Source organism: Pseudomonas sp. IT-P260, assembly GCF_949768395.1.
Lineage (GTDB): Bacteria > Pseudomonadota > Gammaproteobacteria > Pseudomonadales > Pseudomonadaceae > Aquipseudomonas > Aquipseudomonas parakoreensis.
On sequence record NZ_CATKPO010000033.1, the window covers coordinates 94,093 to 118,892 of the forward strand.

Genomic DNA, 24,800 nt, shown 5'->3' on the forward strand with positions numbered 1-24,800 from the left:
ACCCACTGTAGGAGCTGTCGAGTGAAACGAGGCTGCGATCTTTTGATCTTGTTCTTGAAATCAGAATCAAAAGATCGCAGCGTGCCGCAGCTCCTACAGGGTCAGATGAGTTGGTTCGACTCAATCAAGCCAACCCCGGCCGTCTGCATCCGCTCCATGGCCGTCGCCAGTGAGCCCTCCATATCAATGGCGCGACAGGCATCCAGCACCACAAACGTATTGAACCCCGCCGCCCGCGCGTCCAGCGCCGAGAACATCACACAGAAATCCAGCGCCAGACCGACCATGTACACCGTGTCGATACCGCGTTCTTTCAGGTACCCAGCCAGTCCGGTGGTGGTGCGCCGGTCCGCCTCGAGAAATGCCGAATAGCTGTCGATGTCCGGGTTGCAACCTTTGCGGATGATCAGTTGCGCATGAGGCAGTTTCAGGTTGGGGTGAAACTCGGCACCGGCGCTGCCTTGCATGCAATGATCCGGCCAGAGGGTCTGCTCGCCGTAGGGCAGTTGAATGACCTCATACGGTTTGCGCCCGGGGTGACTGGAGGCGAATGACGCGTGGCCGCTCGGGTGCCAGTCCTGGGCAATGATCACTTGTTTGAACAGGCCGCTGAGGCGATTGATCAGCGGGACGATCAGATCGCCCTCGGGTACGGCCAACTGGCCGCCCGGGGTGAAGTCGTTCTGCACGTCAATGACCAGCAGGGCGCTGCGGGGTGAAATCTGCATCGGTGGTTCCTCCTTGGATAATCACTCGCTCAGCATAGTGGCAGCGACTCTCATGCGCTCAACCGTTCGATCAAGCGCCTGGCCAGATCTTCCAGTTCCGGCGCCGGGTTGTGCCCGATCAACATCCACGCATGCTCGCCTTCGGCCCAGTACACCACGTTCATTTCACGGCGCCGTTCGTGCGCCAGTGGCCGGCTGCCGCTATTGGAGCGGGTCACGCACAAGGCCAGCGGCCCATGCCTGGCGTCCAGATAGGTCAGTTGCGCAATCGGTACGCCGTCGTACTCGAGCATTTGTGCACGTTTGAGTTCGGCGCCCGGCAACCTCACCAGTGCCGGCGACAGACTCAGCCCCAATCGTGCATCCACCGCACGCAATTGCGCGCGTTGGCTGGCTTCGTCGCCCGGCAAATGATCGAGCGTTTGCGGCACATACAGCGCCATATAGTCGCCCACCAAGGCGCGCCAGTTATTTGCCTGCTGTGACTGCCAGGCGAGAAACAGGCGATCGGCCAATACGCCGCCCGCCAGCAGACTCGCGGCGGCCGCACCGATAAACCAGCGTCGACTCAAGCCCGGCCGCTGGGGGGCGGGGATAGCATCGAGGCGCGCCTGCAAACGCTCCAGCGGCGCCTGTTGCGCCAGTTCGTCATAGGCATCCTTGTACGGCAGGCTGCTGCGTTCGAACCATTGCACGCGCAGGCTGAGCAACGGGTCGTCGGCAATCGCGCTGTCGAGCTGGCTGCGATACGCCGGGTCCAGCTCATCATCAAGGTAGGCCACCAGTTGTTCGTCGGAGGGCTTGTTCATGGGCGGTCACCTCCGGTGGTTTTCGGCACGGCTTGCAGTGGCGGGTATTCGGCCAATTTCAGCCGCGCGGTGGCCAGACGACTCATCACCGTACCGATCGGCACTTGCAGGATATCGGCGACTTCGCGGTAGGACAGGCCTTCGACGTAAGCCAGGTATACGGTTACACGCTGGGTTTCCGGCAACGCATCGACCCGGCGAATCACCTGCGCCGCCATGACGTGGGTTTGTGCGGCGTATTCGCCGTCGAAGGCCAGTTGCCCGTCGGCATCAACCTGGCCCGCACCCTGACGCACCCGGCGGGCGCGCACTTCATTGAGCCAGATCGAATGCAGGATGCTCAGCAACCAGCGATCCATGCGCGTGCCGGCCACATATTGCCCGGCACGTTCCAGCGCCCGCACGCATGTGGCTTGCACCAGATCCTCGGTCACGTGCCGATTGCGCGACAGCAGCAGGCCGTAGCGCCACAGTCGCGCCAGATGCTGTCCGAGTTCCGCTCTGAATGCCTGATCGCTGACGATGATGGCGTTCCTTTATCTGTTTCAGGTTTTCGATGAATCGTTGATGGCTTCAGCCAGGTCCTGGTATTCCTCGCAAGAGGTTCCGCAAATCGATTTGATTTGCTGCAACTGTTCCTGCGCCAGGTCGACGCGGCCTTTGATTACATAGGCTTCGCCGAGGTATTCACGCACTTGCGCGTACTGCGGATCGAGTTGCACCGATTGCAGGTAATAGCCGATGCCTTCATCTGTACGCCCCAGTTTTCGCGTGGCGTAACCGCGATAGTTGAGGGCTTTGGCGGTGTTCGGTTGTTTGAGGGTGTCGAGCAGGGCCAGAGCTTCTTCGTATCGACCGTCCTTGGCCAGCCTGTAGGCGTAATCGGTACGGTCGGCATCCGGCACGGCACGGCTGGTCTGCATCACGCATTTCTGCGATTGGCTGTCCCAGACCTGGCCTTTGGGGCAATTGGGTTTCTGCACGGGCGCACTTTCATCACCGTTGGCAAACGCCATTGATGCAGACAACGCGGTCACCAGCAGCAACGGGGCGGCGAACATAACGGAACGGATAGTCATGGGCAAGGCTCCACAGAGGGTTATGTTTCACTTTGAACACCACAGCACGGCATTTTATTCATTGCTTTGTCAGGCTCTGTTCAAGGTAAGCGCAAATTGTGGCGTTATGCTCAAGAACGCCAGCCGTCCATCCAGCGCCTGACGATGCCTCCGCGCTGCCATACGAGGAACTGCCATGAAAGATCAGGTCCATCACTCCGCTGCTGCCGGCTACAAGACTGCCGCCGACACCTACATCAAGGGCCGCCCGGACTACCCGCCGCAGGTCAGCCAGTGGTTGACCCAGACGTTGGGTCTGGACAGTCACAAGACGGTCATCGATCTGGGTGCCGGTACCGGCAAGTTCACCGGCCGGCTGGTGGCGACCGATGCACAGGTAATCGCCGTGGAACCGGTGGCGCAGATGCTGGAAAAACTCTCCGCCGCCTGGCCGCAGGTGCTGGCGGTGAGCGGTACGGCGACCGATCTGCCACTGCCGGATGCGTCGGTGGATGCAGTGGTCTGCGCGCAGGCGTTTCACTGGTTCGCCACGCCCGAGGCCTTGAGCGAAATCGCTCGTGTGCTCAAGCCCGGCGGCAAGCTTGGCCTGATCTGGAACCTGCGCGACACGCAAGTCAGTTGGGTGCCGAAACTCGATGCCATCGTTAACGCGCTGGAAGGGGACACGCCGCGTTACTACACCGGCCAATGGCGTCAAGTGTTTCCGCATCCGGCGTTCGGGCCGTTGCACTTGCAGCAGTTCCACCATGGACATACCGGCTCGCCGGAGGACGTGATTTTCAATCGGGTGCGCTCCACCAGTTTCATTGCCGCGTTGCCGCAGGCGCAGCGGGACAAGGTCGATGAGCAGATTCGCGCGCTGATTGCCTCGGAGCCAGCGTTGCGTGGGCGGCATGTGTTGACGGTGCCTTATGAGACGGCGGCGTATGTGGCGGTGAAGGGCGGTTAGATCGGCGGTGCAGCCCTTCGCGAGCAGGCTAGCTCCCACAAGGATCGGTGGTGAATGCAGAAACTGAGTTCACTGAATATCAATGTGGGAGCGAGCCTGCTCGCGAAGAGGCCAGCCCTGACACTGCATCTCTCGACCCAGTCCCGCATTTGGCCGAACCGCCATCGTGATGCCTTGTTATAGTTCGGGCCTCATTTTCTGCCCGGTAAAGGATCACTGCCATGACTCAATACACCGCCTTCAGCGTCGAACTGGCCGACAACATCGCGCACGTGCAGATCAATCGTCCGGAAAAGATCAACTCGATGAACGCCGCGTTCTGGAGCGAGATCGTCGAGATTTTCCAGTGGATCGATGACACCGACGAAGTGCGAGTGGTGGTGCTCAGCGGCAACGGCAAACACTTTTCCTCTGGCATCGACCTGATGATGCTCGCCGGCGTCGCCAATGAGCTGGGCAAGGACGTCGGCCGTAACGCGCGTCTGCTGCGGCGCAAGATCCTGACTCTGCAAGCCTCGTTCAACGCCGTCGATAATTGCCGCAAACCGGTGCTGGCGGCGATTCAGGGCTATTGCCTCGGTGGTGCCATCGACCTGATCGCCGCCTGCGACATGCGTTACGCTGCCGAAGACGCGCAATTCTCGATCAAGGAAATCGATATCGGCATGGCCGCCGATGTTGGCACTTTGCAACGGTTGCCACGGATCATCGGTGACGGCATGCTGCGTGAACTGGCTTACACCGGTCGTACGTTCGGTGCCGACGAAGCGCGCAGCATCGGTCTGGTCAATCGCGTTTATGCTGACAAGGACCTGCTGCTTGAAGGCGTGATGGACATTGCTCGCGACATCGCCCGCAAATCGCCCATCGCAGTCACCGGTACCAAGGAAATGATCAGCTACATGCGTGACCATCGCATCGACGACGGTCTCGAATACGTTGCCACCTGGAACGCCGCCATGTTGCAATCCACCGACTTGCGCGTGGCCATGGCCGCCCATATGAGTAAACAGAAACCCGAATTTCTGGATTGAGAAACCATGACAGCTCGCTGGACCACTGCAGTACTGGACACCGATCAACCCGGCGGCTGGGCCGTGGCGCGCAGCCCCGAAGGCTTTCTGTTCGATGACAACGGCGCGCTGTTCCCCCGGGAATGGCTCAAGCGTCAGGACTTGTCGATCCTCGCCGAGCATGGCATTGGCCATCTCGATGGCGAGCCGGTGTATCTGCTGGAGCTGCACAGTCACAGCGAAGTGCCGGGCTGCAACTGGAAGGGGCTGCGGGCGTTCATGCTCGATGGCGATCACACCGTCTACAAGGTGTTGGGTTATGCCGCGCAGATCGGCACCTGGGCGCGCGAACATCGCTTCTGCGGCAACTGTGGGCAGGCGATGATGCAGGTGCCGCGTGAGCGGGCGATGTATTGCCAGCCGTGTGAGCTGCGCAGTTATCCGCGGATCTCGCCGAGCATGATCGTGCTGGTCACCCGTGGTGACGAGATCCTGCTGGCGCGCTCACCGCGTTTCGTCACCGGGGTCTACAGCACGCTGGCCGGGTTTGCCGAGCCGGGCGAGTCGGCCGAGGATTGTCTGATTCGCGAGGTGCGCGAGGAAGTCAGCATCGAGGTGAAGAACATCCAGTACATGGGCAGTCAGTGCTGGCCGTTCCCGCACTCGATGATGCTGGGCTTTCATGCCGAATATGCCGGTGGCGAGATCGTCTGCCAGGAAGACGAGATCGAAGACGCCCAGTGGTTCAACGTGCACGATCTGCCGCCGTTGCCGGCGTCAAAATCGATTGCCCGTTACCTGATTGACGTCTACGTGGCGCGCCGTTTAGGCCACGCTGAACCAGTGTTGCCAGGCTAGGCGCACGGTCAGGCCCAGCACCACGGTGATGAACACCGGACGAATGAACTTGGCGCCGCCGCTGATCGCGGTGCGTGCCCCGAAGAATGCGCCGACCATCACCGACAGGCCCATGCTCAGGCCGATGATCCAGTCCACTTGCCCGGAAAACATGAACACCGACAGCGCCGCAATGTTGCTGACGAAATTCATGCTGCGCGCCACACCGCTGGCCTTGACCAGGTCGATGGGGTAGAGCAGCAGGCTGCTGACGGTCCAGAACGCACCCGTGCCGGGGCCGGCCACGCCATCGTAGAAACCGAGGCTGAAGCCTTGGCTCGATTGCCATTTCTTCTTGATCGGCGCGTCGCTGTCCAGCGGCGCTTTTGGCGTACCGCCGAACAACAGATAGAGGCCGCAGGCGAAGACGATCACCGGCAGCATCTTGTTCAGCCATTCCGCCGGCAGGTAATGGGCGACGATCGCGCCGGTCAGCGCGCCGACCAGAGTGCCGATGATCGCGTGCATCCACTGCCGAGGATGGAACAGTTTGCGTCGGTAGAAGGTGAAGCTGGCGGTGGCCGAGCCGAAGGTCGAACTGAGTTTGTTGGTGCCCAACACCAAGTGTGGCGGCAGGCCGGCCGTCAGCAGCGCGGGCGTGGTCAGCAGACCACCGCCGCCGGCGATGGCGTCGATGAAGCCGGCAATGAAAGCGACAAGGGCCAGAACGGCCAGGGTAGTGAGGTCAACGCTGAGTTCGAAAGGCATGGAATCGGCTTGTGTGGCAGGAAGGAACGGGGCGTCATCATAGCCCGTAACACAGGCTCCTGCGACACGGATCCGTTGCCGTCATGGGCGCCGGGATTTCACTTTAGTCGAGGGTTAAAAACTGAAAATTGTCGAGAAAATAACATCCCTTGTTGCCGAACGGATCACTGGGTATGGCGATCTGAATATCCACCCGGCCGTAACCCTCTGGCGTAATGCCTTCCACCGTAATTGTCTGTGATTGCCGATCGACGTATCGCCAACTGGTCCAGATAGTTGATTCGCCCTGATCATTGGTCATCCAGATGGTATAAACGACGAATGCATTAATCAGCGGGTTGTCTGCCGTCTCGCGGCCCTGGATATGAAAGGTTCTATGCTGGGTGTTTTCGATAGGCACGGCCTCAGGTGCCTCGATGTCGAAATCGAACTTGAAAGCTCCGGGCTTGACGCTGAAAATTTCAGCAGCCAGATTTTGTCCTTGATTTCTGCCGCCGACCATTCGAGCAGCAAAGTTGCCTTCGCGAAGTTCTACGGTTATTGGCGTGTCATATCCCCTGGGACGCCAGTAGTCGAAGTTGCCGCTGCTGAAATCACCATTTTTGATGCGATTGGTCTGCTTCATAAAGAGTCCTCAACGATCATGAAGTTGGCGGTGTCCGCCGATCATTGAGTCAATCAAGACTCGTGGCTACTGTCATAAATGACAGTCAGTTAGACATTTTCGCGATAAATCGATGGCGATCATCTTGAAAAGGGAAGAAGGCTGCGATCGATTGACCTTGTTGCTTTCGAACAGGCCAATATCTCGCAGCCTCCGCACATTGCGACAGGGATTTCCGTGAGCTTACAGACCCAGGTCCGACAGCCCCGGATGATCATCCGGACGCCGACCCAGCGGCCAATGGAACTTGCGTTCGCTTTCCTTGATCGGCATGTCGTTGATGCAGGCATAGCGCTGGAACATCAGGCCGTGCTCATCGAACTCCCAGTTTTCATTGCCATAGGAACGGAACCAGTTGCCCGAATCGTCGCGCCATTCATAGGCGTAGCGCACGGCAATCCGCGTATCCGAATAGGCCCAAAGTTCCTTGATCAGGCGGTAATCGAGTTCCTTGGCCCATTTACGGGTCAGGAACGCCTTGGCTTCTTCACGGTTGTTGGCGAACTCGGCGCGGTTGCGCCATTTCGTGTCGAGTGTGTAAGCCAGCGACACCTTCTCGGGGTCGCGGGAGTTCCAGCCATCTTCGGCCAGTCGAACTTTTTCGATAGCCGATTCACGATTGAACGGCGGTAGCGGTGGACGCACTTGGGCAGCAGTCGACATTGTCAGTCTCCCGATCTAATAAACGATTAAACAACGGTTCAGGCTTATTTAAGGCGTTACAGGTCCAATAACTTACGCGCCATGCATTGCGCATTATCAGCGGCACTGTGATCACCCATCACAAGCGCTACGGTAATGGCGCCGTCAATCAGGATCAGCAACTGCCTGGCCAGACGTTGCGGATCTTCGACGCCATGTTCGGTGCACAGCTCGCACAGGTAGTCGAGCAGCTTCTGTTTGTGGTCTTTGGCGACCTGGCGCACCGGGTCCTCGGGGTCACCGGTCTCGCCACTGGTATTGATGAAGGCGCAGCCGCGGAAGCCTTCCGAGGCGAACCAGCTTTTGAGCACGGTAAACAGGTTGAGCAGGCGGTCGGCCGGGGTTTCGGCCTGGTCGACGGCGCTGCGGTACCAGTGCATCCAGCGCACGTCGCGGCGTTGCAGGGCGGCGACGGTCAGCTCCTCCTTGTTGGCGAAGTAGCGGTAAATGCTTTTTCTGGAGACGCCGGCGGTTTTCACCAGAAGATCCATGCCGGTGGCCGCAATGCCACTTTTGTAGATCAACTTTTCGGTGACATCCAGAATGATGTCGCGGGTCGAGGTGTCATTGATTTCGTTCATGTGGTGAACAGTAGAACGATCGTTCTCCTTGGTCAAGCGTTTATTTTCAGATCGTTTTCGCGAGCAGACTCGCTCCCACATTTGAAATGCGATCCATTGTGGGAGCGAGCCTGCTCGCGAAGGCGTCATTACAGACAGTAACAAGACCCGAACCGGTTGATGGTGTAAGCTCTCGGGTTCTTCGGATTCGACCCATTGCGAGCCCTATGCCGTTGCTTTTCAAACGCTCTTTGCTGCCCAAACTGCGCAGCTTTCCCCTGACTGCCGAGGCCGTGACGATTCTGTCCGGCGCCGCCGAGTTCCGTCGTTGCCTGCTGGAGAAAATCGCCGAGGCGACCCGGCGCATCTACATCGTTGCGCTGTATTTGCAGCACGACGAGGCCGGTCAGGAAATCCTCGATGCCTTGCACGCCGCCAAGCTCAAGCGCCCGGAGCTGGAGATCGTCGTGGTGGTCGACTGGCTGCGCGCCCAGCGCGGGCTGATCGGTGCCGGCAAACAGCCGGGCAACTCGGCGTGGTATCAGGAAATGACCCGCACGCATCAGAGTGAAGTGCCGGTCTACGGCGTGCCGGTGCAGACCCGCGAACTGTTCGGCGTCCTGCACTTGAAAGGTTTCGTGATCGACGACTGTGTGGTTTACAGCGGTGCGAGCCTGAACAACGTCTACCTGCACAAGTTCGACAAGTACCGTTTCGACCGCTACCACGTGCTGCACAGCCGCGAACTGGCGAACTCGATGCACCATCTGGTCAAGCACGGCCTGATCGAATCCAAGGCTGTGCATCGCCTCGACCTGCCGAACCTGCCGACTACCCGCAGCCTGCGCAACGACATCGGCGACCTGCGCAGCCGTCTCAAATACGCGGCGTACGACACCAGTGCCGGCAGCACGGCACATACCGGCCTGTCGGTGAGTCCGCTGCTCGGCGTGGGCAAGAACAACCCGTTGAACCGGGTGATTGTCGAGCTGATCGCCAGTGCGCAACAGCAGCTGACCATCTGCACGCCGTACTTCAACCTGCCGCTGCCGATCATCCGCGAGATCAACCGCGCCCTGGCCCGTGGGGTGAAGATCGACATCGTGGTCGGCGACAAAACCGCCAACGATTTCTACATTCCGCCGAGCGAGCCGTTCAAGGTGATTGCGGCGCTGCCGTACCTGTACGAAATCAGCCTGCGGCGTTTTGCCAAGCGCCATCAGCGCAACATCGACAGCGGCCAGTTGAACCTGCACCTGTGGCGTGACGGCGACAACAGCTATCACCTCAAAGGCATGTGGGTGGATCAGCGCTATACGCTGCTGACCGGCAACAACCTCAACCCGCGGGCGTTTCGTCTCGACCTGGAAAACGCGCTGCTGATCGATGATCCGCAAGGCGAGTGGCTTGAGCCCCGGGCGAAGGAGCAGCAGGAGATTTTCCACAACACCACGCGGATTGCCAGCTTCCAGAACCTTGAGACTCTGCCGGAGTATCCGGCTGGAGTGGCGAAGTTTCTCAAGCGGGTCAGTCGGGTGCGGATTGAGCGGTTGCTGTACCGGATTTTGTAACCGTTAAAAGCAAAAGATCGCAGCCTTCGGCAGCTCCTACATTGGGTATGTGAACACCCTGTAGGAGCTGCCGAAGGCTGCGATCTTTTTTACTGGCGACTCAAATCCGTCAGTTCAGCCCCAACTTGCCACGCAACGTGGACAGGTCTTCCGCCAAGGTATTGACCGGGCCAACCAGTGCCTTGCGATCGTTGTCCTTCACCTTGTCATACGTCTCGAAACCACCGTCCTTGGTCTTGTACTTGGCGAGGATCTTGTCCACGGTGGCGAAGTTCTTGTCGACTTTGGCAACGAACGCCTTGTCTTGCTTCTCGATCTGCGGACGGAACAGGTCGACGATTTTCTTCGCGCCGTCGATGTTGCCCTGGAAGTCGTACAGGTCGGTGTGGCTGTAACGGTCTTCTTCACCGGAGATCTTGGTCGCGGCAACTTCTTCCAACAGCGCGGCCGCACCGCCGACGACTTTCTCCGGCGGGAAGGTCAGGCCGGCGACGCGGGTCTGCAGGTCGTTGACGTCGCTGTCCAGCTTGTCAGCCAGCGCCGTCAGGCCTTCGGTGCTCTTCTCCGAGAACAGCGAATATTCGAGGCGATGGAAACCGGTGAAGTCTTCAGCCTTCACGCCTTTTTCGTGATCGTCGACGCGCGAGTCGATGGATGCATCAAGGTCACTGAACAGCTCGGCAATCGGCTCGATCGACTCGTAGTAAACGCGAGTCGGCGCGTAGAGCTTTTGCGCGGTGGCCAGATCGCCTTTCTTCACCGCATCGGTGAACTGCTTGGTGTGGCTGCCCAGTTCATCCAGTTGCTCGGTGACGTAGATCTTGTAGTCCGACACCGGGCCGACCAGATCCAGCGGCGCTGTTGCGGCGAACGCCGACAACGGGGTGTTGAGTAAACCGATGGTCAGCAATAACGCGAGTGGCGACTTTTTCATGGAGCGGCTCCGAGGTTTTTTATGGTTAGGCAGCTGTTTTGGGTTGGGTGGCGTTGAGCAGCGAGCGACCGATGAAATCCTTGTCGCCGGTGACACCCGGGAGGGTGAAGAAGTAACCGCCGCCGACCGGTTTGAGGTATTCCTCAAGTGGCTCGCCGTTGAGCCGGGTCTGCACGGTGATGAAGCCTTTTTCCAGGTCGGCCTGATAACAGATGAACAGCAGGCCCATGTCGAGCTGGCCGTTCTTGTTGACGCCGTTGGAGTAGTTGAACGGCCGACGCAGGATCAGGTTGGCCTGGCTCGCGGCAGTGCGCGGGTTGGCCAGGCGGATGTGCGCGTCGAGCTTGGTCAGCTTGCCTTCCGGGTCTTTGCTGTAATCCGGGACCTCGGTTTCATGGTGGGCGCCCATCGGCGCGCCCGTGGTCTTGACCCGACCGATGATGCTTTCCTGTTCCTGCAACGGCGTACGGTCCCAGCGCTCGACGAAATTGCGGATGATCCGCACCGCTTGATAGCTGCCGTGCGCCGCCCAGGCCGGCTCATCGCTGCCCGGTTGCACCCAGACAATCTTGTCCATGGCCTTGGCGTCGTTGGAGTCGGGGTTGGCCGAGCCGTCGCGGAAACCGAGGAAGTTACGCGCCGATTGCGCCGGCACACCCGGTTTGGCCGGGGCTTGCGGCGGCACGCTGCCTTCCTGTTTCCAGCGCACCAGCAGCAGGTCCGGCAGGTTCTTGACGATGTCGCGCAGGGCGTGAATGTTGGTGTCGGCGGTGTTCGAGCAGAACTGCAGGCTCAAGTCGCCGTGGCAGCACTCGGCTTCCAGCGCATCGTTGGGGAAGCCGACCATGCGTTGCAGGCGCTTCGGTTTGGCGGCGGCCAGACCGAAGCGTTCGTCGAACAGCGATTCGCCGACCGAGACGGTGATGGTCAGGTTGTCCGGGGTCACCACCGGGCCGAGAATGCCGGAATCCGGCGGCGGCAGTTTCGGGTCGATCTGCGCCACCGGGCCGCCCTTCATCAGGAACGCGATGCGCTCGTTGAGGGTACGGAACAGCCGCTCAAGGTCTTCGCGATCACTGGCCAGTACGTCGAACGAAACCAGCATGCCGGACGCCGGGCGCGGGGTGACGATGCCGGTCTGGTGCACGCCGTGGAAGTCGTGGCGGTCTTCAGTCTTGTCGCTGCTCGGCGCTTCGGTGACTTGCGCCGGGGCTGCAGCCATGGCCGGGCAACTCAGGGCCGATCCGGCCAGGGCGACGCCGGCGACACCCATGCCCATCAGCAGGCGGCGACGTTGCACATCGAGGTTTTGCAATTCTTTCATCGGTATTCGTCTTCTGCTTACAGGCCGGAGAGGCCGAGGGCGGGGTCGATGCCATCCAGAGCGTCGGCGAGTGCCTTGGCCTTGTCGGCGATCTGTTTGCGTTGTGCGCCACTGACCGTGTCGTAAGTGGCGTAGCCGTCCTTGACCTTGAAGCTGTTCAGTACGCTGTCGAAATCGCTCAGCGCCGCGTCGATTTTCGGCAGCAGATCCGGCGCCGACTTGCTCAGCATCGGCCGCAGCAATTCGACGACCTTGTGCGCGGTCTCCAGATTGCCGGCAAAACCGTTGAGATCGGCGTGGCTGTAGCGTTCCTCTTCACCGCTGGCGGCGCGCACGTCGGCCAGGGTGTTGAGGTTGCGCACTACGATGCTCACCAGCTGTTCCGGCGGCAGCGATTGGGCCAGCAGTTGCTGTTTGAGCGTGGTGACGTCGACCAGCAGACGCTCGGCGACCGGGACCAAGCCGTCGAGGCTGCGCTGCTGGAACAGCGCATATTCGACGCGGTGGAAGCCGACGAACGCTGGATCCTGCTCACGTTTTTCGAAGTAATCGGCGCGGGCATTGATGCTGTTGTCCAGTTCCGCCAGCCTTTGCGCGGCAGGTGCCAGACGCTGGTAAGCGGTACGGGCGGGCAGGTACAGCGCTTGCGCCTGCGCCAGGTCGCCGCTGGCAACTGCCTGATTCAGCGCGGTCACGGCTTTGATCAGCGCGCTGCCCTGAGTCGCCAGATACACGCGGAACTCCGACAAAGGCCCGACGAAAGCGACCATCGACGGTTTGGCCTTGGCGGCAGCGTCGGAGGCTGCGGTAGGCGTTACGTGCAACACGCCACGCGGATTGCTCAGCAGACCGCATGTGATCGCGTAGTCGCCGGGTTGCAGATTGGCGTTGATTACCTGACTGAGGCCCGGGGCAATGTTCTCACGCTCTTCGATCACCAGCACGCCGTCGAGGATTTCCCATTCCACCGCCCGCTCGGAACGGTTGACGATGCGGAAACTGGCGCGGCCGGCGGGAACCGTCAGCTCATTCGGATCACAGCTGTGCGCGTTGATGTTGACCACCACTTCGTCATGATTGTGCTGACGCTTGGCCGCGGCCATTTTCGAGGCGTAGTAGAACAGGCCGCCGGCGGCGATCATCACGACCACCGAACCGGCCACCGCCCATCGCAAGGCGCGGGGAGGCGAGGCCTGAGGAGTATTAGGCGTTGACATGGGTGCCCTTATTGGCTGGAAACGGAAGACGATTTGCCGGCTGTGTCTGCGCTGGAGGCCGGCGCGGCGGGGTAGAAAAACATCGCCAGCGCCAGCACCAGATAGATCAGGTACGCACCGAGGGTGCTGACGGTCGGCGCATCCTGATAACCGAACATGCCGGCCAGCACCGAACCCAGCGGGCCGTCCATCGGCAGCGTCGCGCTGAAATCAAACAGCACACTTTGCAGGTGATTCCACACACCGGCTTCATGCAGGGCTTGCACCGAGTTGGCGAGGATTCCGGCGGCGACCACCAGAATGAACAACCCGGTCCACTTGAAGAACGCCGACAGGTTCAGGCGCATGCTGCCGCTGTAGATCAGGAAACCGACGACGATTGCCAACAACAGGCCGAGCAGGGCACCGATTGGCGCGCCCGGGCCTTCGCTCTGCTGGAATACCGCGAGCAGAAAGAACACGGTTTCCAGTCCTTCGCGAGCCACGGCGAAAAACACCATGGCGATCAGTGCGATTACTTGATGCTTTGACGAGGTCAAGGCGTGATCCAGCGAGGCCTGTAATGAATGCTTGATCGAACGTGCGACCTTGCGCATCCAGAACACCATCGAACTGAGAATGCCCACCGCGACCAGTCCGACAATGCCTTCGAACAATTCCTGCTGTTTCTGCGGGAATTCGGCACTGACCAGTTCCAGGCCACCGCCGACCAGCAGCGCCAGCGCAGCGGCGAGGAAGACGCCGATCCACACTGCCGGCATCCACTGGCCACGACCGGTCTGTTGCAGGTAGCTGGCGATGATGCCAACGATCAGCGCGGCTTCAATGCCTTCGCGCAGCATGATCAGAAAGGGAACGAGCATTCAGGCAACCACGAGTGATTTAGATAGGTGGCTAAGTTGTAACATAATGACACTCATTCCCAAATGGGGATGGTTGACATTTACCTGAACATTCGCTGAACGGCATGTTTTTCGTCCCCCGCACAGCCCCCTTGTAGGAGCTGCCGAAGGCTGCGATCTTTTGATCTTGTTTTTAAAAATCAAAGTCAAAAGATCGCAGCCTTCGGCAGCTCCTACAGGGGATTCGTGCTGAATTCGCATCCTGCGTTAAGATGCCCGTCACTCGAAAACCACAAGGTCTGCCTCGCTCCATGTCGGAAAAAGACACCATCGCCGTGCAGCTGGTGCGTGAAGCGCTGCTGCAAAGTTGTGCCCCGGGCGTGGCCACGGATGAAGTCTTGAACAAGGTCGGGATTGCGCCGGCCCTGCTGCACAGCAAACAGGGGCGGGTGCCCGCCTCGCAATACGCGAAACTCTGGCGCTTGCTGGCCCGGCGCGGCGATGACGAGTTCTTTGGCATGGATCCGCGCCGGCTCAGGTCCGGCAGCCTCGAATTCCTCTGCCGCAGCGCCATGGCGCAATCGACGCTGGCCGCCGGCCTGAACATGGGCCTGAGTTTTCTCTCGCTGATGCTGGAAAAAATGCCCGCGCAACTGGTGCATCAGCAGAGCCTGGCGGAAATCGTCCTGCTCGAAGACGACCCGGAGCCGCGCCGCGCGTTCACCTATTTCACCTATTGGATGATCGTCCACGGCGTGGCCTGCTGGCTGGCGGGGCGGCGGATTCCGATTCTGGCGATCGAATTGCGCTGCGCCGAGCCGGATTTCTGCGACGACTACCGGGTGATGTTCTCGGAAAACCTGCGCTTCGAACGTCCGCGTACGCGGATGATTTTCGCCGCTGACTGCCTTGATCTGCCGATCAAGCGCACGGCCGAAGAATTGAAACGCTTTCTGGCCCATGCGCCGGCGAACATTCTGGTGAAATACCGCGACCCGGAAAGCCTGGCCAGCCGGATCAAGCAGGACCTGCGGCAGCTACCCGCCGAACAGTGGCCGGAGACCGAGGTGCTGGCGCAGCAACTGTGCATGTCCGCCTCGACCCTGCGTCGACGTTTGTCCGAGGAAGGGCAGACCTATCAGGGGCTCAAGGACAGCGTGCGCAAGGAATTGGCGATCAGTTGGCTGGCGGAGCCGTCGATCAGCTTCGTCGAGATTGCCACGCGGCTGGGGTTCGCCGATGCGAGTTCGTTCTACAAGGCGTTTCGCAAGTGGTCGGGGTCCAATCCTGGGCATTACCGCACCCTGATCCTTAACGAAGCGGTCTGATCCGACGCACATTTGGAATGCGCTTCCCCTGTAGGAGCTGCCGCAGGCTGCGATCTTTTGCCTTTGATGTTCTAAAAAACAAGATCAAAAGATCGCAGCCTGCGGCAGCTCCTACAGGCGTTTGTTTGTCATTGTGCAAGCATGGCCAAACCAGTCAGCCACTTTGATGGCTTTGACCATTGCCGCCTCCGCGCCGCAGCGCGACTATCCCTGTGTTGTTTACGGTTCCCAGCCTAATAAAAACACCGAGGGATTCTGGCAATGCGCGATTACTTGTCTGCCACCGAACAGTTCAACTATCAGCACACCGTGGACGCTGCGCTCAGCGGCACGCTGGAGGCGCTCAACGCCTGCGTCGAATGTTGCGACCGCCATGCCTTGCCGGGGCGCATCGCGCTGTTCTGGGAAGGCCGCGACGGCGCCAGTGCCACGTACACCTTCAGCGAACTGCAAGACAAAGCCGCGCGCTTCGCCAATTTCCTTCTCGAACAAGGCGTGCAAAAGGGCGACAAGGTCGCCGGCCTGCTGCCGCGCAACATCGAATTGCTCATCACCGTGTTCGCCACCTGGCGTATTGGCGCGGTGTATCAGCCATTGTTCACCGCGTTCGGCCCCAAGGCCATCGAGCATCGGCTGAACAGCTCCGGGGCCAAAGTGGTGGTCACTGACGCGGTCAACCGGCCAAAACTCGCCGAAGTCATGGATTGCCCGACCATCGTCACCGTCGGCGGCGCCAAAGGTCAGGGCATCGTCCGCGGCGATTTCAGTTTCTGGGCCGAACTGGCCAACTATTCCAGCGTTTGCGAACCGGTGCTGCTGAGCGGCGAAGATCCGTTCCTGTTGATGTTCACCTCGGGCACCACCGGCCCGTCGAAAGCGCTGTCGGTGCCGCTCAAGGCCATCGTCGCGTTCCAGAGCTACACCCGCGACGCGGTGGATCTGCGCCCTGAAGATTCGTTCTGGAACGTCGCCGATCCGGGCTGGGCCTACGGCATCTATTTCGGCGTCACCGGGCCGATGGCGATGGGGCATCCGATCACCTTTTACGATGGCCCGTTCACCCTCGAAAGCACCTGCCGGGTGATCAACAAATACGCCATCACCAACCTCACTGGCTCGCCGACCGCGTATCGCCTGTTGATTGCCGGCGGCAACGAGTTCGCCAAGTCGATCAAGGGCAAGCTGCGCATCGTCAGCAGCGCTGGCGAGCCGCTGAATCCGGAAGTGATCCGCTGGTTCGCCGACAACCTCGGCGTGGTGATTCACGACCATTACGGGCAGACCGAACTGGGCATGGTGCTGTGCAACCACCACGGTCTGCAGCATCCGATCCACCTCGGCGCCGCCGGTTTCGCCTCGCCGGGCCATCGCATCGTGGTGCTCGACGAGCAGTACAACGAACTCGGTGTCGGCCAGCCGGGCATCCTCGCCATCGACCGCACGCAGTCGCCGATGTGCTGGTTCGGCGGCTATGAAGGTGTGCCGACCAAAGCCTTCGTCGGCGATTACTACCTCAGCGGCGACACCGTGGAATGGAACCCGGACGGCAGCATCAGCTTCGTCGGGCGCAGTGATGACGTGATCACCACCTCCGGCTACCGCGTTGGCCCGTTCGACGTCGAAAGCGCGCTGATCGAACACCCGGCGGTGGTCGAAGCCGCCGTGGTCGGCAAGCCGGATCCGGAGCGTACCGAACTGGTCAAGGCGTTCGTCGTGCTCAACCCGCAATACCGCGCCGAACCGGCGCTGGCCGAAGAGTTGCGCCAACACGTGCGCAAGCGTCTGGCCGCGCATTCGTACCCGCGTGAAATCGAATTTGTCAGCGAATTGCCGAAAACCCCAAGCGGCAAATTGCAGCGCTTTATCTTGCGCAACCAGGAAATCGCCAAGGCTCAAGAGGCCGCGGCGCACAACGTTTCAGCTTGAATCAGGAAGTCCGTCATGCAGATCGAGAACAAGGTTTTTATCGTCACCGGCGGCGCGTCCGGCCTGGGTGCCGCCACCGCCGAATTGCTGGTCAACGCCGGCGCCAAAGTGATGTTGGTGGACATGAATGCCGAAGCCGTCGCCGCGCAGGCCCAGCGCCTCGGCGCGCAAAGTGTGGTGGCCGATATCAGCAACGAAGCCGCCGCTGAAGCTGCCGTACAGGCGACGGTGAAAGCCTTTGGCAGCCTCAACGGTCTGGTCAACTGCGCCGGTATCGTCCGTGGCGAAAAGATCCTCGGCAAGAACGGCCCGCATGCGCTGTCGAGTTTTGCCCAAGTGATCAACGTCAATCTGATCGGCAGCTTCAACATGCTGCGACTGGCCGCAGCGGCCATTGCCGAGAGCGAAGCCAATGCCGATGGCGAGCGTGGGGTGATCATCAATACCGCCTCGGTCGCAGCGTTCGATGGCCAGATCGGCCAGGCGGCGTATACCGCCTCAAAAGGCGCGATTGCCAGCCTGACCCTGCCGGCCGCGCGTGAACTGGCGCGTTTCGGCATCCGCGTGATGACCATCGCTCCGGGCATTTTCGAAACGCCGATGATGGCCGGCATGACCCCGGAAGTGCGCGAGTCGCTGGCCGCTGGCGTACCTTTTCCGCCGCGCCTCGGGAAACCTGCCGAGTACGCCGCGCTGGTTCGGCATATCATCGAAAACAGCATGCTCAACGGTGAGGTGATCCGTCTCGACGGCGCCTTGCGCATGGCCGCCAAGTAAGGAGGATTTGTCATGACTCTTGCCAACGATCCGATTGTTATCGTCAGTGCCGTCCGTACCCCGATGGGCGGTTTTCAAGGCGAACTGAAAAGCCTCACCGCGCCGCAACTCGGTGCCGCCGCGATCAAGGCCGCAGTGGAACGCGCCGGCGTCGCCAACGACGCGGTCGACGAAGTGTTGTTCGGTTGCGTATTGCCCGCCGGCCTCGGTCAGGCACCGGCCCGTCAGGCGGCTCTGGGCGCCGGGCTGGATAAATCCACCCGTTGCACCACGGTCAACAAGATGTGCGGTTCGGGCATGGAAACCACCATCCTCGCCCATGACATGCTGCTGGCCGGCAGCGCCGACGTGGTGATTGCCGGCGGCATGGAAAGCATGTCCAACTCGCCGTACCTGCTGGACCGCGCCCGTGCCGGTTACCGCATGGGCCATGGCCGCGTGCTCGATTCGATGTTCCTCGACGGCCTCGAAGACGCCTACGACAAGGGCCGACTGATGGGCACCTTCGCCGAAGACTGCGCCGAAACCAACGACTTCAGCCGTGAAGCCCAGGATGCGTTTGCCATCGCCTCGACCACCCGCGCCCAGCAGGCGATCAAGGACGGCAGCTTCAAAGCCGAGATCGTTCCGCTCACAGTGACCGTCGGCAAGGAACAGCGGCTGATCAGCAACGACGAGCAGCCGCCGAAAGCCAAGCTGGACAAGGTCGCCTCGCTGAAACCGGCGTTCCGCGAAGGCGGCACGGTGACAGCGGCCAACTCCAGCTCGATCTCCGACGGCGCGGCGGCGCTGGTGCTGATGCGTCAGTCGCAAGCGCAGAAACTCGGGCTTAAACCGCTGGCGGTGATTCATGGTCACGCGGCGTTTGCCGACACGCCGGGCCTGTTCCCGGTGGCACCGATTGGCGCGATCAAGAAGCTGGTGAAGAAGACTGGTTGGGCGTTGAACGAGGTCGATCTGTTCGAAATCAACGAAGCGTTCGCCGTGGTGGCGATGGCGGCGATGACCCACCTTGAAATCCCCCACGACAAGCTCAACGTGCATGGCGGCGCCTGCGCGCTGGGCCATCCGATCGGTGCCTCGGGCGCGCGGATTCTGGTGACCTTGCTCTCGGCCCTGCGCCAGAAAAACCTGAAACGCGGGATTGCGGCGATTTGCATCGGCGGCGGTGAAGCCACGGCGATGGCCGTGGAATGCGTTTACTGAAACAAACTCCAATCCGTGTGGGAGCGAGCCTGCTCGCGAAGGCGTCGTGTCAGTCAATGTTTACTTTACTGACACACCGCTTTCGCGAGCAGGCTCGCTCCCACAGGGGTTCTGTGTGGTAACCCGGATTTAAGTTAAGGATTCACCATGATTCCCAACGAAGACCAGACCCAGATCCGCGACATGGCCCGGCAATTCGCCGAGGAACGGCTGAAACCGTTCGCCGCCGAGTGGGATCGCGAACATCGCTTCCCCAAGGAAGCCATCGGCGAAATGGCCGAACTGGGCTTTTTCGGCATGCTCGTGCCGGAACAGTGGGGCGGTTGTGACACCGGTTACCTGGCCTACGCCATGGCCCTGGAAGAAATCGCCGCCGGCGACGGCGCCTGCTCGACCATCATGAGCGTGCACAACTCGGTCGGCTGCGTGCCGATCCTCAAGTTCGGCAACGACGACCAGCGCGAGCGCTTCCTCAAACCGCTGGCCAGCGGCGCCATGCTCGGTGCCTTCGCTTTGACTGAACCGCAGGCCGGCTCCGATGCCAGCAGCCTGAAAACCCGCGCCCGTCTGGAAGGCGATCACTACGTGCTCAACGGGTGCAAACAGTTCATCACGTCCGGGCAGAACGCCGGGATCGTGATCGTGTTTGCGGTGACCGATCCGAATGCCGGCAAGCGCGGCATCACCGCGTTCATCGTGCCCACCGATTCACCGGGCTACAAAGTCGCACGGGTCGAAGACAAACTCGGCCAGCATGCGTCAGACACCTGTCAGATTCTGTTTGAAGACGTCAAAGTACCGGTCGCCAACCGCTTGGGTGAGGAGGGGGAAGGCTACAAGATCGCCCTGGCCAACCTCGAAGGCGGGCGGGTGGGCATCGCTTCCCAATCGGTGGGCATGGCTCGCGCTGCGTTCGAAGCCGCCCGCGATTACGCCCGCGAGCGCGATACGTTCGGCAAACCGATCATTGAGCATCAGGCCGTGGCGTTCCGTCTCGCCGACATGGCCACGCAGATCGCCGTCGCTCGGCAAATGGTGCATTACGCCGCCGCGCTGCGCGACAGCGGTCAGCCGGCGCTGGTCGAGGCTTCGATGGCCAAACTGTTCGCCTCGGAAATGGCCGAGAAAGTCTGCTCGATGGCGTTGCAGACGCTGGGCGGTTACGGTTATCTCAACGACTTCCCGCTGGAACGCATCTACCGCGACGTGCGAGTCTGCCAAATCTACGAAGGCACCAGCGACATTCAGCGCATGGTCATCTCACGCAACCTTTAACCCCAACCCTTTGTAGGAGCTGCCGCAGGCTGCGATCTTTTGCTTTTGATTGTTAAAAACAAGATCAAAAGATCGCAGCCTGCGGCAGCTCCTACAGGGTACAAATTCAGGAGTCATGTATGAGCTACGAAACAATTCTGCTGGAAAACCACGGCCGCGTCGGTCTGATCACCCTGAACCGTCCGCAGGCGCTGAACGCGTTGAACGCGCAACTGGTCAGCGAAGTGAACCATGCCCTCGATGGTCTGGAAGCGGATGCGAACATCGGTTGCATCGTCATCACCGGATCGAAGAAAGCCTTCGCCGCCGGTGCGGATATCAAGGAAATGGCCGAGCTGACCTATCCGCAAATCTACATGGACGACCTGTTCAGCGACAGCGACCGTGTGGCCAACCGCCGTAAGCCAATCATTGCTGCGGTCAACGGCTTCGCCCTTGGCGGCGGCTGCGAACTGGCGCTGATGTGCGACTTCATCCTCGCGGGTGACAACGCCAAATTCGGTCAACCGGAAATCAACCTCGGCGTGCTCCCGGGCATGGGCGGCACCCAGCGTCTGACCCGCGCCGTGGGCAAGGCCAAGGCCATGGAAATGTGCCTCAGCGGGCGGATGATCGATGCGGTGGAGGCCGAACGTTGCGGCATCGTTGCGCGGATCGTACCGAGCGATGAGTTGCTCGACGAGGCGTTGAAAGTCGCCGCTGTGATCGCCAGCAAGTCGCTGCCGATTGCGATGATGGTCAAGGAAAGCGTCAACCGTGCGTTTGAGGTCAACCTGACTGAAGGCGTGCGCTTCGAGCGCCGGGTGTTCCACGCGGCGTTTGCGACGCAGGATCAAAAGGAAGGGATGGCGGCGTTTGTGGCCAAGCGTGCGCCGGAGTTTCAGGGCAAGTAATGGGTTGATCTGACTGACGCCTTCGCGAGCAGGCTCGCTCCCACAGGGGATTTATGTCGTACACAAATCCCCTGTGGGAGCGAGCCTGCTCGCGAAGCTTTTGAGGCAACATCAAAAGATCGCAGCCTTCGGCAGCTCCTACACCGGTTTCCTGTAGGAGCTGCCGAAGGCTGCGATCTTTTGCTTTTACAGTTGGTAGTTCTTCAGCTCCCGCGCAATCACCATCCGCTGAATCTCGCTCGACCCCTCGTAGATCTGGGTAATCCGCGCATCGCGGTAGTACTTCTCGACCGGATAGTCCTCCAGATACCCGTACCCGCCGTGAATCTGAATCGCCGACGAGCAGACCTTTTCGGCTATCTCCGAGGCGAACAGTTTGGCCTGCGACGCCTCTGACAGACACGGTTTGCCCGCCGAGCGCAGGCGTGCCGCGTGCAGGATCATCAAGCGCGCCGCGTTGATTTGCATGTGCATGTCGGCCAACAGGTTGGCGATGCTCTGGTGTTCGTTGATCGGCTTGCCGAACTGGATGCGATCACGGGAGTACACAAGCGCCGCTTCAAACGCCGCTCGGGCGATGCCCAAGGCCTGCGCAGCAATGCCGATGCGTCCGCCTTCGAGGTTGGACAGGGCAATTGCCAGACCCTTGCCGCGTTCGCCGAGCAGGTTGGCCTCGGGGATGCTGCAGTTGTTCAGGGTCACTGCGCAGGTGTCGGAGGCGCGGATGCCCATCTTGTGTTCGGTGCGATCAACGATGAAACCCGGCGTATCGGTGGGCACCAGGAATGCAGAAATGCCTTTCTTGCCCAGATCCGGATCGGTCACCGCAAACACGATCGCCAGTTTCGCTCGTTTGCCGTTGCTGACGAATTGTTTGGCGCCGTTGATCAGCCACTGGCCGTCGCGCAATTCGGCGCGGGTGCGCAGGTTGTGCGCCTCGGAGCCGGCCTGCGGTTCGGTGAGGCAGAAGCAGCCAATGACCTGACCGCTGGCGAGGTCGGCCAGCCAGGTTTGTTTCTGTTCTTCGCTGCCGTAATTCATGACCGGCCCACAACCCACCGAGTTGTGAATGCTCATGAACGCGCCAGTCGCGCCGTCACCGGCTGAAATTTCTTCGACGGCCAGCGCATAGGCCACGTAATCAACGTAAGTGCCGCCCCATTCCTCGGGCACCACCATACCGAGCAAACCGAGTTCGCCCATCTTCGCCACCAGCGCGTCGTCGATCCAGCCAGCCTTTTCCCAGGCTTGTGCGTGAGGTGCGATTTCGCCACGGGCAAAATCCCGGGCCATGTCGCGGATCATTACTTGTTCTTCAGTCAGTTCGAGATCGTGCATGGCTCAGCTCCCGCTCCCATCAAAACCGTTAAAGAAACTCGCGACGTGCCCGGCGTCCAGCGCGGCGAGGGTTGGCGGATTCCAGCGAGGTGTCTTGTCTTTGTCGATCAGCAGGGCGCGTACGCCTTCGATCAGGTCGCCGCGTTCGAACCACTGACGATCCAGATGCAGTTCGAGGGCGAAGCAGTGTTCCAGGCTCAATTGCCGACCCCGACGGAGCATCTCCAGGGTCACGGCCATCGCCAGTGGCGAGCGGGTCTCCAGCAGGTCAGCGGTGGTCGTCGCCCACTCATGGCTGTCGGCGACGGTGACTGCGCGCAGTTGCTCGACAATGCTCGGCACGTCCGGCAGGGCGAAGAAATGGTCGATGGCCGGGCGCAGCTTCTCCAGCGGCGCGTCGCTCAGGGTTTGCACGCCGTTTTTGGCGAGCAGGCCCTGCAGATCCTTGAGCGGCGTGTCGTGCCATTCCAGGTGATCGAGTTGTTCGTCGAGGCTCGCCAGTTGGCGGCTGTCGACAAACCAGTCCGCCAGCCCGCAATACAGCGCATCCGCCGCGCGAATCTGCACGCCGCTGACGCCCAGATAGATCCCCAGTTCACCGGGAATGCGCGAGAGGAAATAGCTGCCGCCGACATCGGGGAAATAACCGATGGCCACTTCCGGCATCGCCAGACGGCTCTTCTCGGTGACCACCCGCAGGTCCGCACCTTGCACCAGGCCCATGCCGCCGCCGAGGACGAAACCGTCCATCAACGCCAGCACCGGTTTGCGGTAGTGATGAATGGTCAGGTCGAGGGCGTATTCCTCGACGAAGAAATCTTCGTGCAGCGTAGCGCTGCTTTTGAAACTGTCGTACAGGGAACGAATATCGCCACCGGCGCAGAAAGCTTTTTCACCGGCACCGCGCAGCACCACCGCATGCACACTGGCATCAGCGGCCCAGGCATCGAGTTGCTGCTGCAACTGGCGAACCATGTCGAGGGTGATGGCGTTGAGACCGGCGGGGCGGTTGAGGGTCAGGTGACCGATGTGGTTGCGAACCTCGGCCAGCACGTCGTTTTGCGTGGCATCCATGGACGGCGTCCGCGGGGATGAAGCCTGAGCAGTCATCACTAACTCCCTGCTTTTATTGTCTTTATTCGAGAAGCTCGCGCGCGAGCGTTGACGGATCGTAACAGTGCAAATTTGCCGTGTACAACGGGGATATGTGCAGGGGGAGTTTGCGTTTTTGCCTTAGGGAAAATCGGATGTGCTTGTGTAGGAGCTGCCGAAGGCTGCGATCTTTTGATCTTGAAAAGATCGCAGCCTCGTTGCACTCGACAGCTCCTACAGGGAGAGTGAGGTGTCAGGTGAAGACTTCGCCGATGCTGCGGCGTTTGGCGTGCAGTTCGCTGGCATGGATCAGTTGTTCGAGGTCTTCGGGAGTGACGTCGATAAACGCTTCCATCTCAGCCAGTGCCCGTTTCAAATCCTCGGCGGTAATTGACTGACTGTCGACGGGAGCCTGCAGCGGCGCGGGTTCGGCCGGGCGCTTCGGGTAGCGGATGCGCGTCAGGTTGTTGTAGGCCAGCGCACTGAGCAGCATGCACGCGGCGGCGAGCATCACCGGTTCCATGGCTTTCCAGTCCAGGGCGATGGTGGCGGGATCGGCCAGCACCAGCGTCAGCGCCAGCGCGCCGGCCGGCGGGTGCAGACAACGCAACCAGCACATCAGAATCAGCGCCATGCCTGCCGCCAGACAGGCACTACCCAGGGTTCGGCCGAGGACGTGGGCCACCAGCAGCGCGACCACGCTGGCGCACAGGTAGCCGCCGATGATCGACCACGGTTGCGCGAGTGCGCCGGAAGACACGGCAAACAGCAACACGGCCGAGGCGCCCAATGGCCCGATCAGGTGATACGCCACTTCATGGCCGAATACCTGACTGCACGCCCAGACACTGAACAAGGTGCCCAGCGCCATACCGATGGCGGCGCGGCTCCATTCGGTGGGGCGGGTGTTGATGGCGGCGGGGAACCAGCGAGCGAGCATGTGAATCGGGTCCTTGGCAGTAAAATCG

25 protein-coding genes are annotated in these 24,800 nt (G+C 60.7%); 10 read left to right on the forward strand and 15 right to left on the reverse strand.

What is annotated here, in order from left to right:
* Positions 1 to 101: 101 nt before the first annotated feature.
* The 4 genes from pncA to ACM6HV_RS14400 form a co-directional block, all read right to left on the reverse strand.
* A complete protein-coding gene (pncA, locus tag ACM6HV_RS14385; protein WP_414904530.1) occupies positions 102 to 728 on the reverse strand; it encodes a bifunctional nicotinamidase/pyrazinamidase in 627 nt (208 codons plus the stop codon).
* A gap of 50 nt (positions 729 to 778) precedes the next feature.
* Positions 779 to 1,537: a transcriptional regulator gene (locus tag ACM6HV_RS14390; protein ID WP_414904531.1), complete on the reverse strand. Its 759-nt coding sequence runs from the start codon at positions 1,535 to 1,537 to the stop codon at positions 779 to 781.
* On the reverse strand, positions 1,534 to 1,992 hold the full coding sequence (locus tag ACM6HV_RS14395) for a sigma-70 family RNA polymerase sigma factor (protein ID WP_414904758.1): 459 nt from the start codon (positions 1,990 to 1,992) through the stop codon (positions 1,534 to 1,536). Before ACM6HV_RS14395 ends, ACM6HV_RS14390 begins: the two co-directional genes overlap by 4 nt.
* Before the next feature lie 90 nt (positions 1,993 to 2,082).
* Positions 2,083 to 2,616 carry a tetratricopeptide repeat protein gene (locus ACM6HV_RS14400; protein WP_414904532.1) on the reverse strand — a complete coding sequence of 178 codons (534 nt, stop codon included), beginning with the start codon at positions 2,614 to 2,616 and terminating at the stop codon, positions 2,083 to 2,085.
* 175 nt (positions 2,617 to 2,791) lie between these two features.
* Between ACM6HV_RS14400 and ACM6HV_RS14405 the strand changes: the two genes are divergently transcribed.
* From ACM6HV_RS14405 to nudC, 3 genes are all read left to right on the forward strand, one after another.
* On the forward strand, positions 2,792 to 3,565 hold the full coding sequence (locus tag ACM6HV_RS14405; protein ID WP_414904533.1) for a class I SAM-dependent methyltransferase: 774 nt from the start codon (positions 2,792 to 2,794) through the stop codon (positions 3,563 to 3,565).
* 221 nt (positions 3,566 to 3,786) lie between these two features.
* The gene (locus ACM6HV_RS14410) at positions 3,787 to 4,599 is read left to right on the forward strand and encodes a crotonase/enoyl-CoA hydratase family protein (protein WP_414904534.1); all 813 of its coding nucleotides are present in this window, start codon (positions 3,787 to 3,789) and stop codon (positions 4,597 to 4,599) included.
* Between the two features lie 6 nt (positions 4,600 to 4,605).
* Entirely contained in the window at positions 4,606 to 5,436 is an 831-nt protein-coding gene (nudC, locus tag ACM6HV_RS14415) for an NAD(+) diphosphatase (protein ID WP_041063748.1), read from the forward strand.
* Here nudC and ACM6HV_RS14420 read toward each other — a convergent pair.
* The 4 genes from ACM6HV_RS14420 to ACM6HV_RS14435 all read right to left on the reverse strand — a co-directional run bounded on the left by ACM6HV_RS14420 (position 5,404) and on the right by ACM6HV_RS14435 (position 8,130).
* Positions 5,404 to 6,183 carry a TSUP family transporter gene (locus ACM6HV_RS14420; RefSeq protein WP_145598055.1) on the reverse strand — a complete coding sequence of 260 codons (780 nt, stop codon included), beginning with the start codon at positions 6,181 to 6,183 and terminating at the stop codon, positions 5,404 to 5,406. The genes nudC and ACM6HV_RS14420 overlap by 33 nt on opposite strands.
* 103 nt (positions 6,184 to 6,286) lie before the next feature.
* Entirely contained in the window at positions 6,287 to 6,808 is a 522-nt protein-coding gene (locus tag ACM6HV_RS14425) for a hypothetical protein (RefSeq protein WP_414904535.1), read from the reverse strand.
* A 222-nt stretch (positions 6,809 to 7,030) separates the two neighbouring features.
* Entirely contained in the window at positions 7,031 to 7,510 is a 480-nt protein-coding gene (locus tag ACM6HV_RS14430; RefSeq protein ID WP_007963424.1) for a DUF1348 family protein, read from the reverse strand.
* 56 nt (positions 7,511 to 7,566) lie between these two features.
* Positions 7,567 to 8,130, reverse strand: a complete 564-nt coding sequence (locus ACM6HV_RS14435; protein ID WP_041063753.1) for a TetR/AcrR family transcriptional regulator — start codon at positions 8,128 to 8,130, stop codon at positions 7,567 to 7,569.
* 206 nt (positions 8,131 to 8,336) lie between these two features.
* Here ACM6HV_RS14435 and pssA point away from each other — a divergent pair, with 206 nt between their 5' ends.
* The gene (pssA, locus tag ACM6HV_RS14440; RefSeq protein WP_414904536.1) at positions 8,337 to 9,680 is read left to right on the forward strand and encodes a CDP-diacylglycerol--serine O-phosphatidyltransferase; all 1,344 of its coding nucleotides are present in this window, start codon (positions 8,337 to 8,339) and stop codon (positions 9,678 to 9,680) included.
* Positions 9,681 to 9,789: 109 nt separating this feature from the next.
* Here the strand turns inward: pssA and efeO (ACM6HV_RS14445) are convergent, their stop codons facing one another.
* The 4 genes from efeO (ACM6HV_RS14445) to efeU are packed head-to-tail and all read right to left on the reverse strand — an operon-like array spanning position 9,790 to position 14,018.
* The gene (gene efeO / locus ACM6HV_RS14445) at positions 9,790 to 10,614 is read right to left on the reverse strand and encodes an iron uptake system protein EfeO (protein ID WP_414904537.1); all 825 of its coding nucleotides are present in this window, start codon (positions 10,612 to 10,614) and stop codon (positions 9,790 to 9,792) included.
* Between the two features lie 25 nt (positions 10,615 to 10,639).
* Positions 10,640 to 11,938, reverse strand: a complete 1,299-nt coding sequence (gene efeB, locus ACM6HV_RS14450; protein ID WP_414904538.1) for an iron uptake transporter deferrochelatase/peroxidase subunit — start codon at positions 11,936 to 11,938, stop codon at positions 10,640 to 10,642.
* Positions 11,939 to 11,955: 17 nt separating this feature from the next.
* On the reverse strand, positions 11,956 to 13,155 hold the full coding sequence (efeO, locus tag ACM6HV_RS14455; RefSeq protein WP_414904539.1) for an iron uptake system protein EfeO: 1,200 nt from the start codon (positions 13,153 to 13,155) through the stop codon (positions 11,956 to 11,958).
* An 8-nt stretch (positions 13,156 to 13,163) separates the two neighbouring features.
* Positions 13,164 to 14,018 carry an iron uptake transporter permease EfeU gene (gene efeU, locus ACM6HV_RS14460; RefSeq protein ID WP_414904540.1) on the reverse strand — a complete coding sequence of 285 codons (855 nt, stop codon included), beginning with the start codon at positions 14,016 to 14,018 and terminating at the stop codon, positions 13,164 to 13,166.
* Between the two features lie 290 nt (positions 14,019 to 14,308).
* On the opposite strand from efeU, the gene ACM6HV_RS14465 reads away from it, so the two are divergent.
* The 6 genes from ACM6HV_RS14465 to ACM6HV_RS14490 all read left to right on the forward strand — a co-directional run bounded on the left by ACM6HV_RS14465 (position 14,309) and on the right by ACM6HV_RS14490 (position 21,402).
* On the forward strand, positions 14,309 to 15,325 hold the full coding sequence (locus ACM6HV_RS14465; RefSeq protein WP_414904541.1) for an AraC family transcriptional regulator: 1,017 nt from the start codon (positions 14,309 to 14,311) through the stop codon (positions 15,323 to 15,325).
* A gap of 261 nt (positions 15,326 to 15,586) precedes the next feature.
* The gene (locus ACM6HV_RS14470; RefSeq protein ID WP_414904542.1) at positions 15,587 to 17,251 is read left to right on the forward strand and encodes an AMP-binding protein; all 1,665 of its coding nucleotides are present in this window, start codon (positions 15,587 to 15,589) and stop codon (positions 17,249 to 17,251) included.
* Between the two features lie 15 nt (positions 17,252 to 17,266).
* A complete protein-coding gene (locus tag ACM6HV_RS14475; RefSeq protein WP_414904543.1) occupies positions 17,267 to 18,028 on the forward strand; it encodes an SDR family NAD(P)-dependent oxidoreductase in 762 nt (253 codons plus the stop codon).
* Between the two features lie 12 nt (positions 18,029 to 18,040).
* Positions 18,041 to 19,234 carry an acetyl-CoA C-acyltransferase gene (locus ACM6HV_RS14480; RefSeq protein WP_414904544.1) on the forward strand — a complete coding sequence of 398 codons (1,194 nt, stop codon included), beginning with the start codon at positions 18,041 to 18,043 and terminating at the stop codon, positions 19,232 to 19,234.
* A 147-nt stretch (positions 19,235 to 19,381) separates the two neighbouring features.
* The gene (locus ACM6HV_RS14485; protein WP_414904545.1) at positions 19,382 to 20,509 is read left to right on the forward strand and encodes an acyl-CoA dehydrogenase; all 1,128 of its coding nucleotides are present in this window, start codon (positions 19,382 to 19,384) and stop codon (positions 20,507 to 20,509) included.
* A 119-nt stretch (positions 20,510 to 20,628) separates the two neighbouring features.
* On the forward strand, positions 20,629 to 21,402 hold the full coding sequence (locus ACM6HV_RS14490; RefSeq protein ID WP_414904546.1) for an enoyl-CoA hydratase: 774 nt from the start codon (positions 20,629 to 20,631) through the stop codon (positions 21,400 to 21,402).
* Positions 21,403 to 21,588: 186 nt separating this feature from the next.
* Here the strand turns inward: ACM6HV_RS14490 and ACM6HV_RS14495 are convergent, their stop codons facing one another.
* From ACM6HV_RS14495 to ACM6HV_RS14505, 3 genes are all read right to left on the reverse strand, one after another.
* Positions 21,589 to 22,740 carry an acyl-CoA dehydrogenase family protein gene (locus ACM6HV_RS14495; protein ID WP_414904547.1) on the reverse strand — a complete coding sequence of 384 codons (1,152 nt, stop codon included), beginning with the start codon at positions 22,738 to 22,740 and terminating at the stop codon, positions 21,589 to 21,591.
* Positions 22,741 to 22,743: 3 nt separating this feature from the next.
* Positions 22,744 to 23,850 carry an enoyl-CoA hydratase/isomerase family protein gene (locus tag ACM6HV_RS14500; RefSeq protein ID WP_414904548.1) on the reverse strand — a complete coding sequence of 369 codons (1,107 nt, stop codon included), beginning with the start codon at positions 23,848 to 23,850 and terminating at the stop codon, positions 22,744 to 22,746.
* A 235-nt stretch (positions 23,851 to 24,085) separates the two neighbouring features.
* Complete coding sequence (locus tag ACM6HV_RS14505; RefSeq protein WP_414904549.1) at positions 24,086 to 24,772, reverse strand: HPP family protein; 687 nt, start codon at positions 24,770 to 24,772, stop codon at positions 24,086 to 24,088.
* Positions 24,773 to 24,800 lie beyond the last annotated feature (28 nt).

Bases quoted from the DNA above. Each gene is read 5' to 3' on its own strand.
- ACM6HV_RS14500 (WP_414904548.1), bottom strand. From the start codon at position 23,850: ATGACTGCTCAGGCTTCATCCCCGCGGACGCCGTCCATGGATGCCACG.
- ACM6HV_RS14485 (WP_414904545.1), top strand. From the start codon at position 19,382: ATGATTCCCAACGAAGACCAGACCCAGATCCGCGACATGGCCCGGCAA.
- ACM6HV_RS14475 (WP_414904543.1), top strand. From the start codon at position 17,267: ATGCAGATCGAGAACAAGGTTTTTATCGTCACCGGCGGCGCGTCCGGC.
- efeB (WP_414904538.1), bottom strand. From the start codon at position 11,938: ATGAAAGAATTGCAAAACCTCGATGTGCAACGTCGCCGCCTGCTGATG.
- ACM6HV_RS14490 (WP_414904546.1), top strand. From the start codon at position 20,629: ATGAGCTACGAAACAATTCTGCTGGAAAACCACGGCCGCGTCGGTCTG.
- ACM6HV_RS14390 (WP_414904531.1), bottom strand. From the start codon at position 1,537: ATGAACAAGCCCTCCGACGAACAACTGGTGGCCTACCTTGATGATGAG.
- ACM6HV_RS14425 (WP_414904535.1), bottom strand. From the start codon at position 6,808: ATGAAGCAGACCAATCGCATCAAAAATGGTGATTTCAGCAGCGGCAAC.
- efeU (WP_414904540.1), bottom strand. From the start codon at position 14,018: ATGCTCGTTCCCTTTCTGATCATGCTGCGCGAAGGCATTGAAGCCGCG.
- ACM6HV_RS14480 (WP_414904544.1), top strand. From the start codon at position 18,041: ATGACTCTTGCCAACGATCCGATTGTTATCGTCAGTGCCGTCCGTACC.
- pssA (WP_414904536.1), top strand. From the start codon at position 8,337: ATGCCGTTGCTTTTCAAACGCTCTTTGCTGCCCAAACTGCGCAGCTTT.
- ACM6HV_RS14410 (WP_414904534.1), top strand. From the start codon at position 3,787: ATGACTCAATACACCGCCTTCAGCGTCGAACTGGCCGACAACATCGCG.
- nudC (WP_041063748.1), top strand. From the start codon at position 4,606: ATGACAGCTCGCTGGACCACTGCAGTACTGGACACCGATCAACCCGGC.
- ACM6HV_RS14465 (WP_414904541.1), top strand. From the start codon at position 14,309: ATGTCGGAAAAAGACACCATCGCCGTGCAGCTGGTGCGTGAAGCGCTG.
- efeO (WP_414904537.1), bottom strand. From the start codon at position 10,614: ATGAAAAAGTCGCCACTCGCGTTATTGCTGACCATCGGTTTACTCAAC.
- ACM6HV_RS14435 (WP_041063753.1), bottom strand. From the start codon at position 8,130: ATGAACGAAATCAATGACACCTCGACCCGCGACATCATTCTGGATGTC.
- ACM6HV_RS14505 (WP_414904549.1), bottom strand. From the start codon at position 24,772: ATGCTCGCTCGCTGGTTCCCCGCCGCCATCAACACCCGCCCCACCGAA.
- ACM6HV_RS14405 (WP_414904533.1), top strand. From the start codon at position 2,792: ATGAAAGATCAGGTCCATCACTCCGCTGCTGCCGGCTACAAGACTGCC.
- ACM6HV_RS14430 (WP_007963424.1), bottom strand. From the start codon at position 7,510: ATGTCGACTGCTGCCCAAGTGCGTCCACCGCTACCGCCGTTCAATCGT.
- ACM6HV_RS14400 (WP_414904532.1), bottom strand. From the start codon at position 2,616: ATGACTATCCGTTCCGTTATGTTCGCCGCCCCGTTGCTGCTGGTGACC.
- ACM6HV_RS14420 (WP_145598055.1), bottom strand. From the start codon at position 6,183: ATGCCTTTCGAACTCAGCGTTGACCTCACTACCCTGGCCGTTCTGGCC.
- ACM6HV_RS14495 (WP_414904547.1), bottom strand. From the start codon at position 22,740: ATGCACGATCTCGAACTGACTGAAGAACAAGTAATGATCCGCGACATG.
- ACM6HV_RS14470 (WP_414904542.1), top strand. From the start codon at position 15,587: ATGCGCGATTACTTGTCTGCCACCGAACAGTTCAACTATCAGCACACC.
- efeO (WP_414904539.1), bottom strand. From the start codon at position 13,155: ATGTCAACGCCTAATACTCCTCAGGCCTCGCCTCCCCGCGCCTTGCGA.
- pncA (WP_414904530.1), bottom strand. From the start codon at position 728: ATGCAGATTTCACCCCGCAGCGCCCTGCTGGTCATTGACGTGCAGAAC.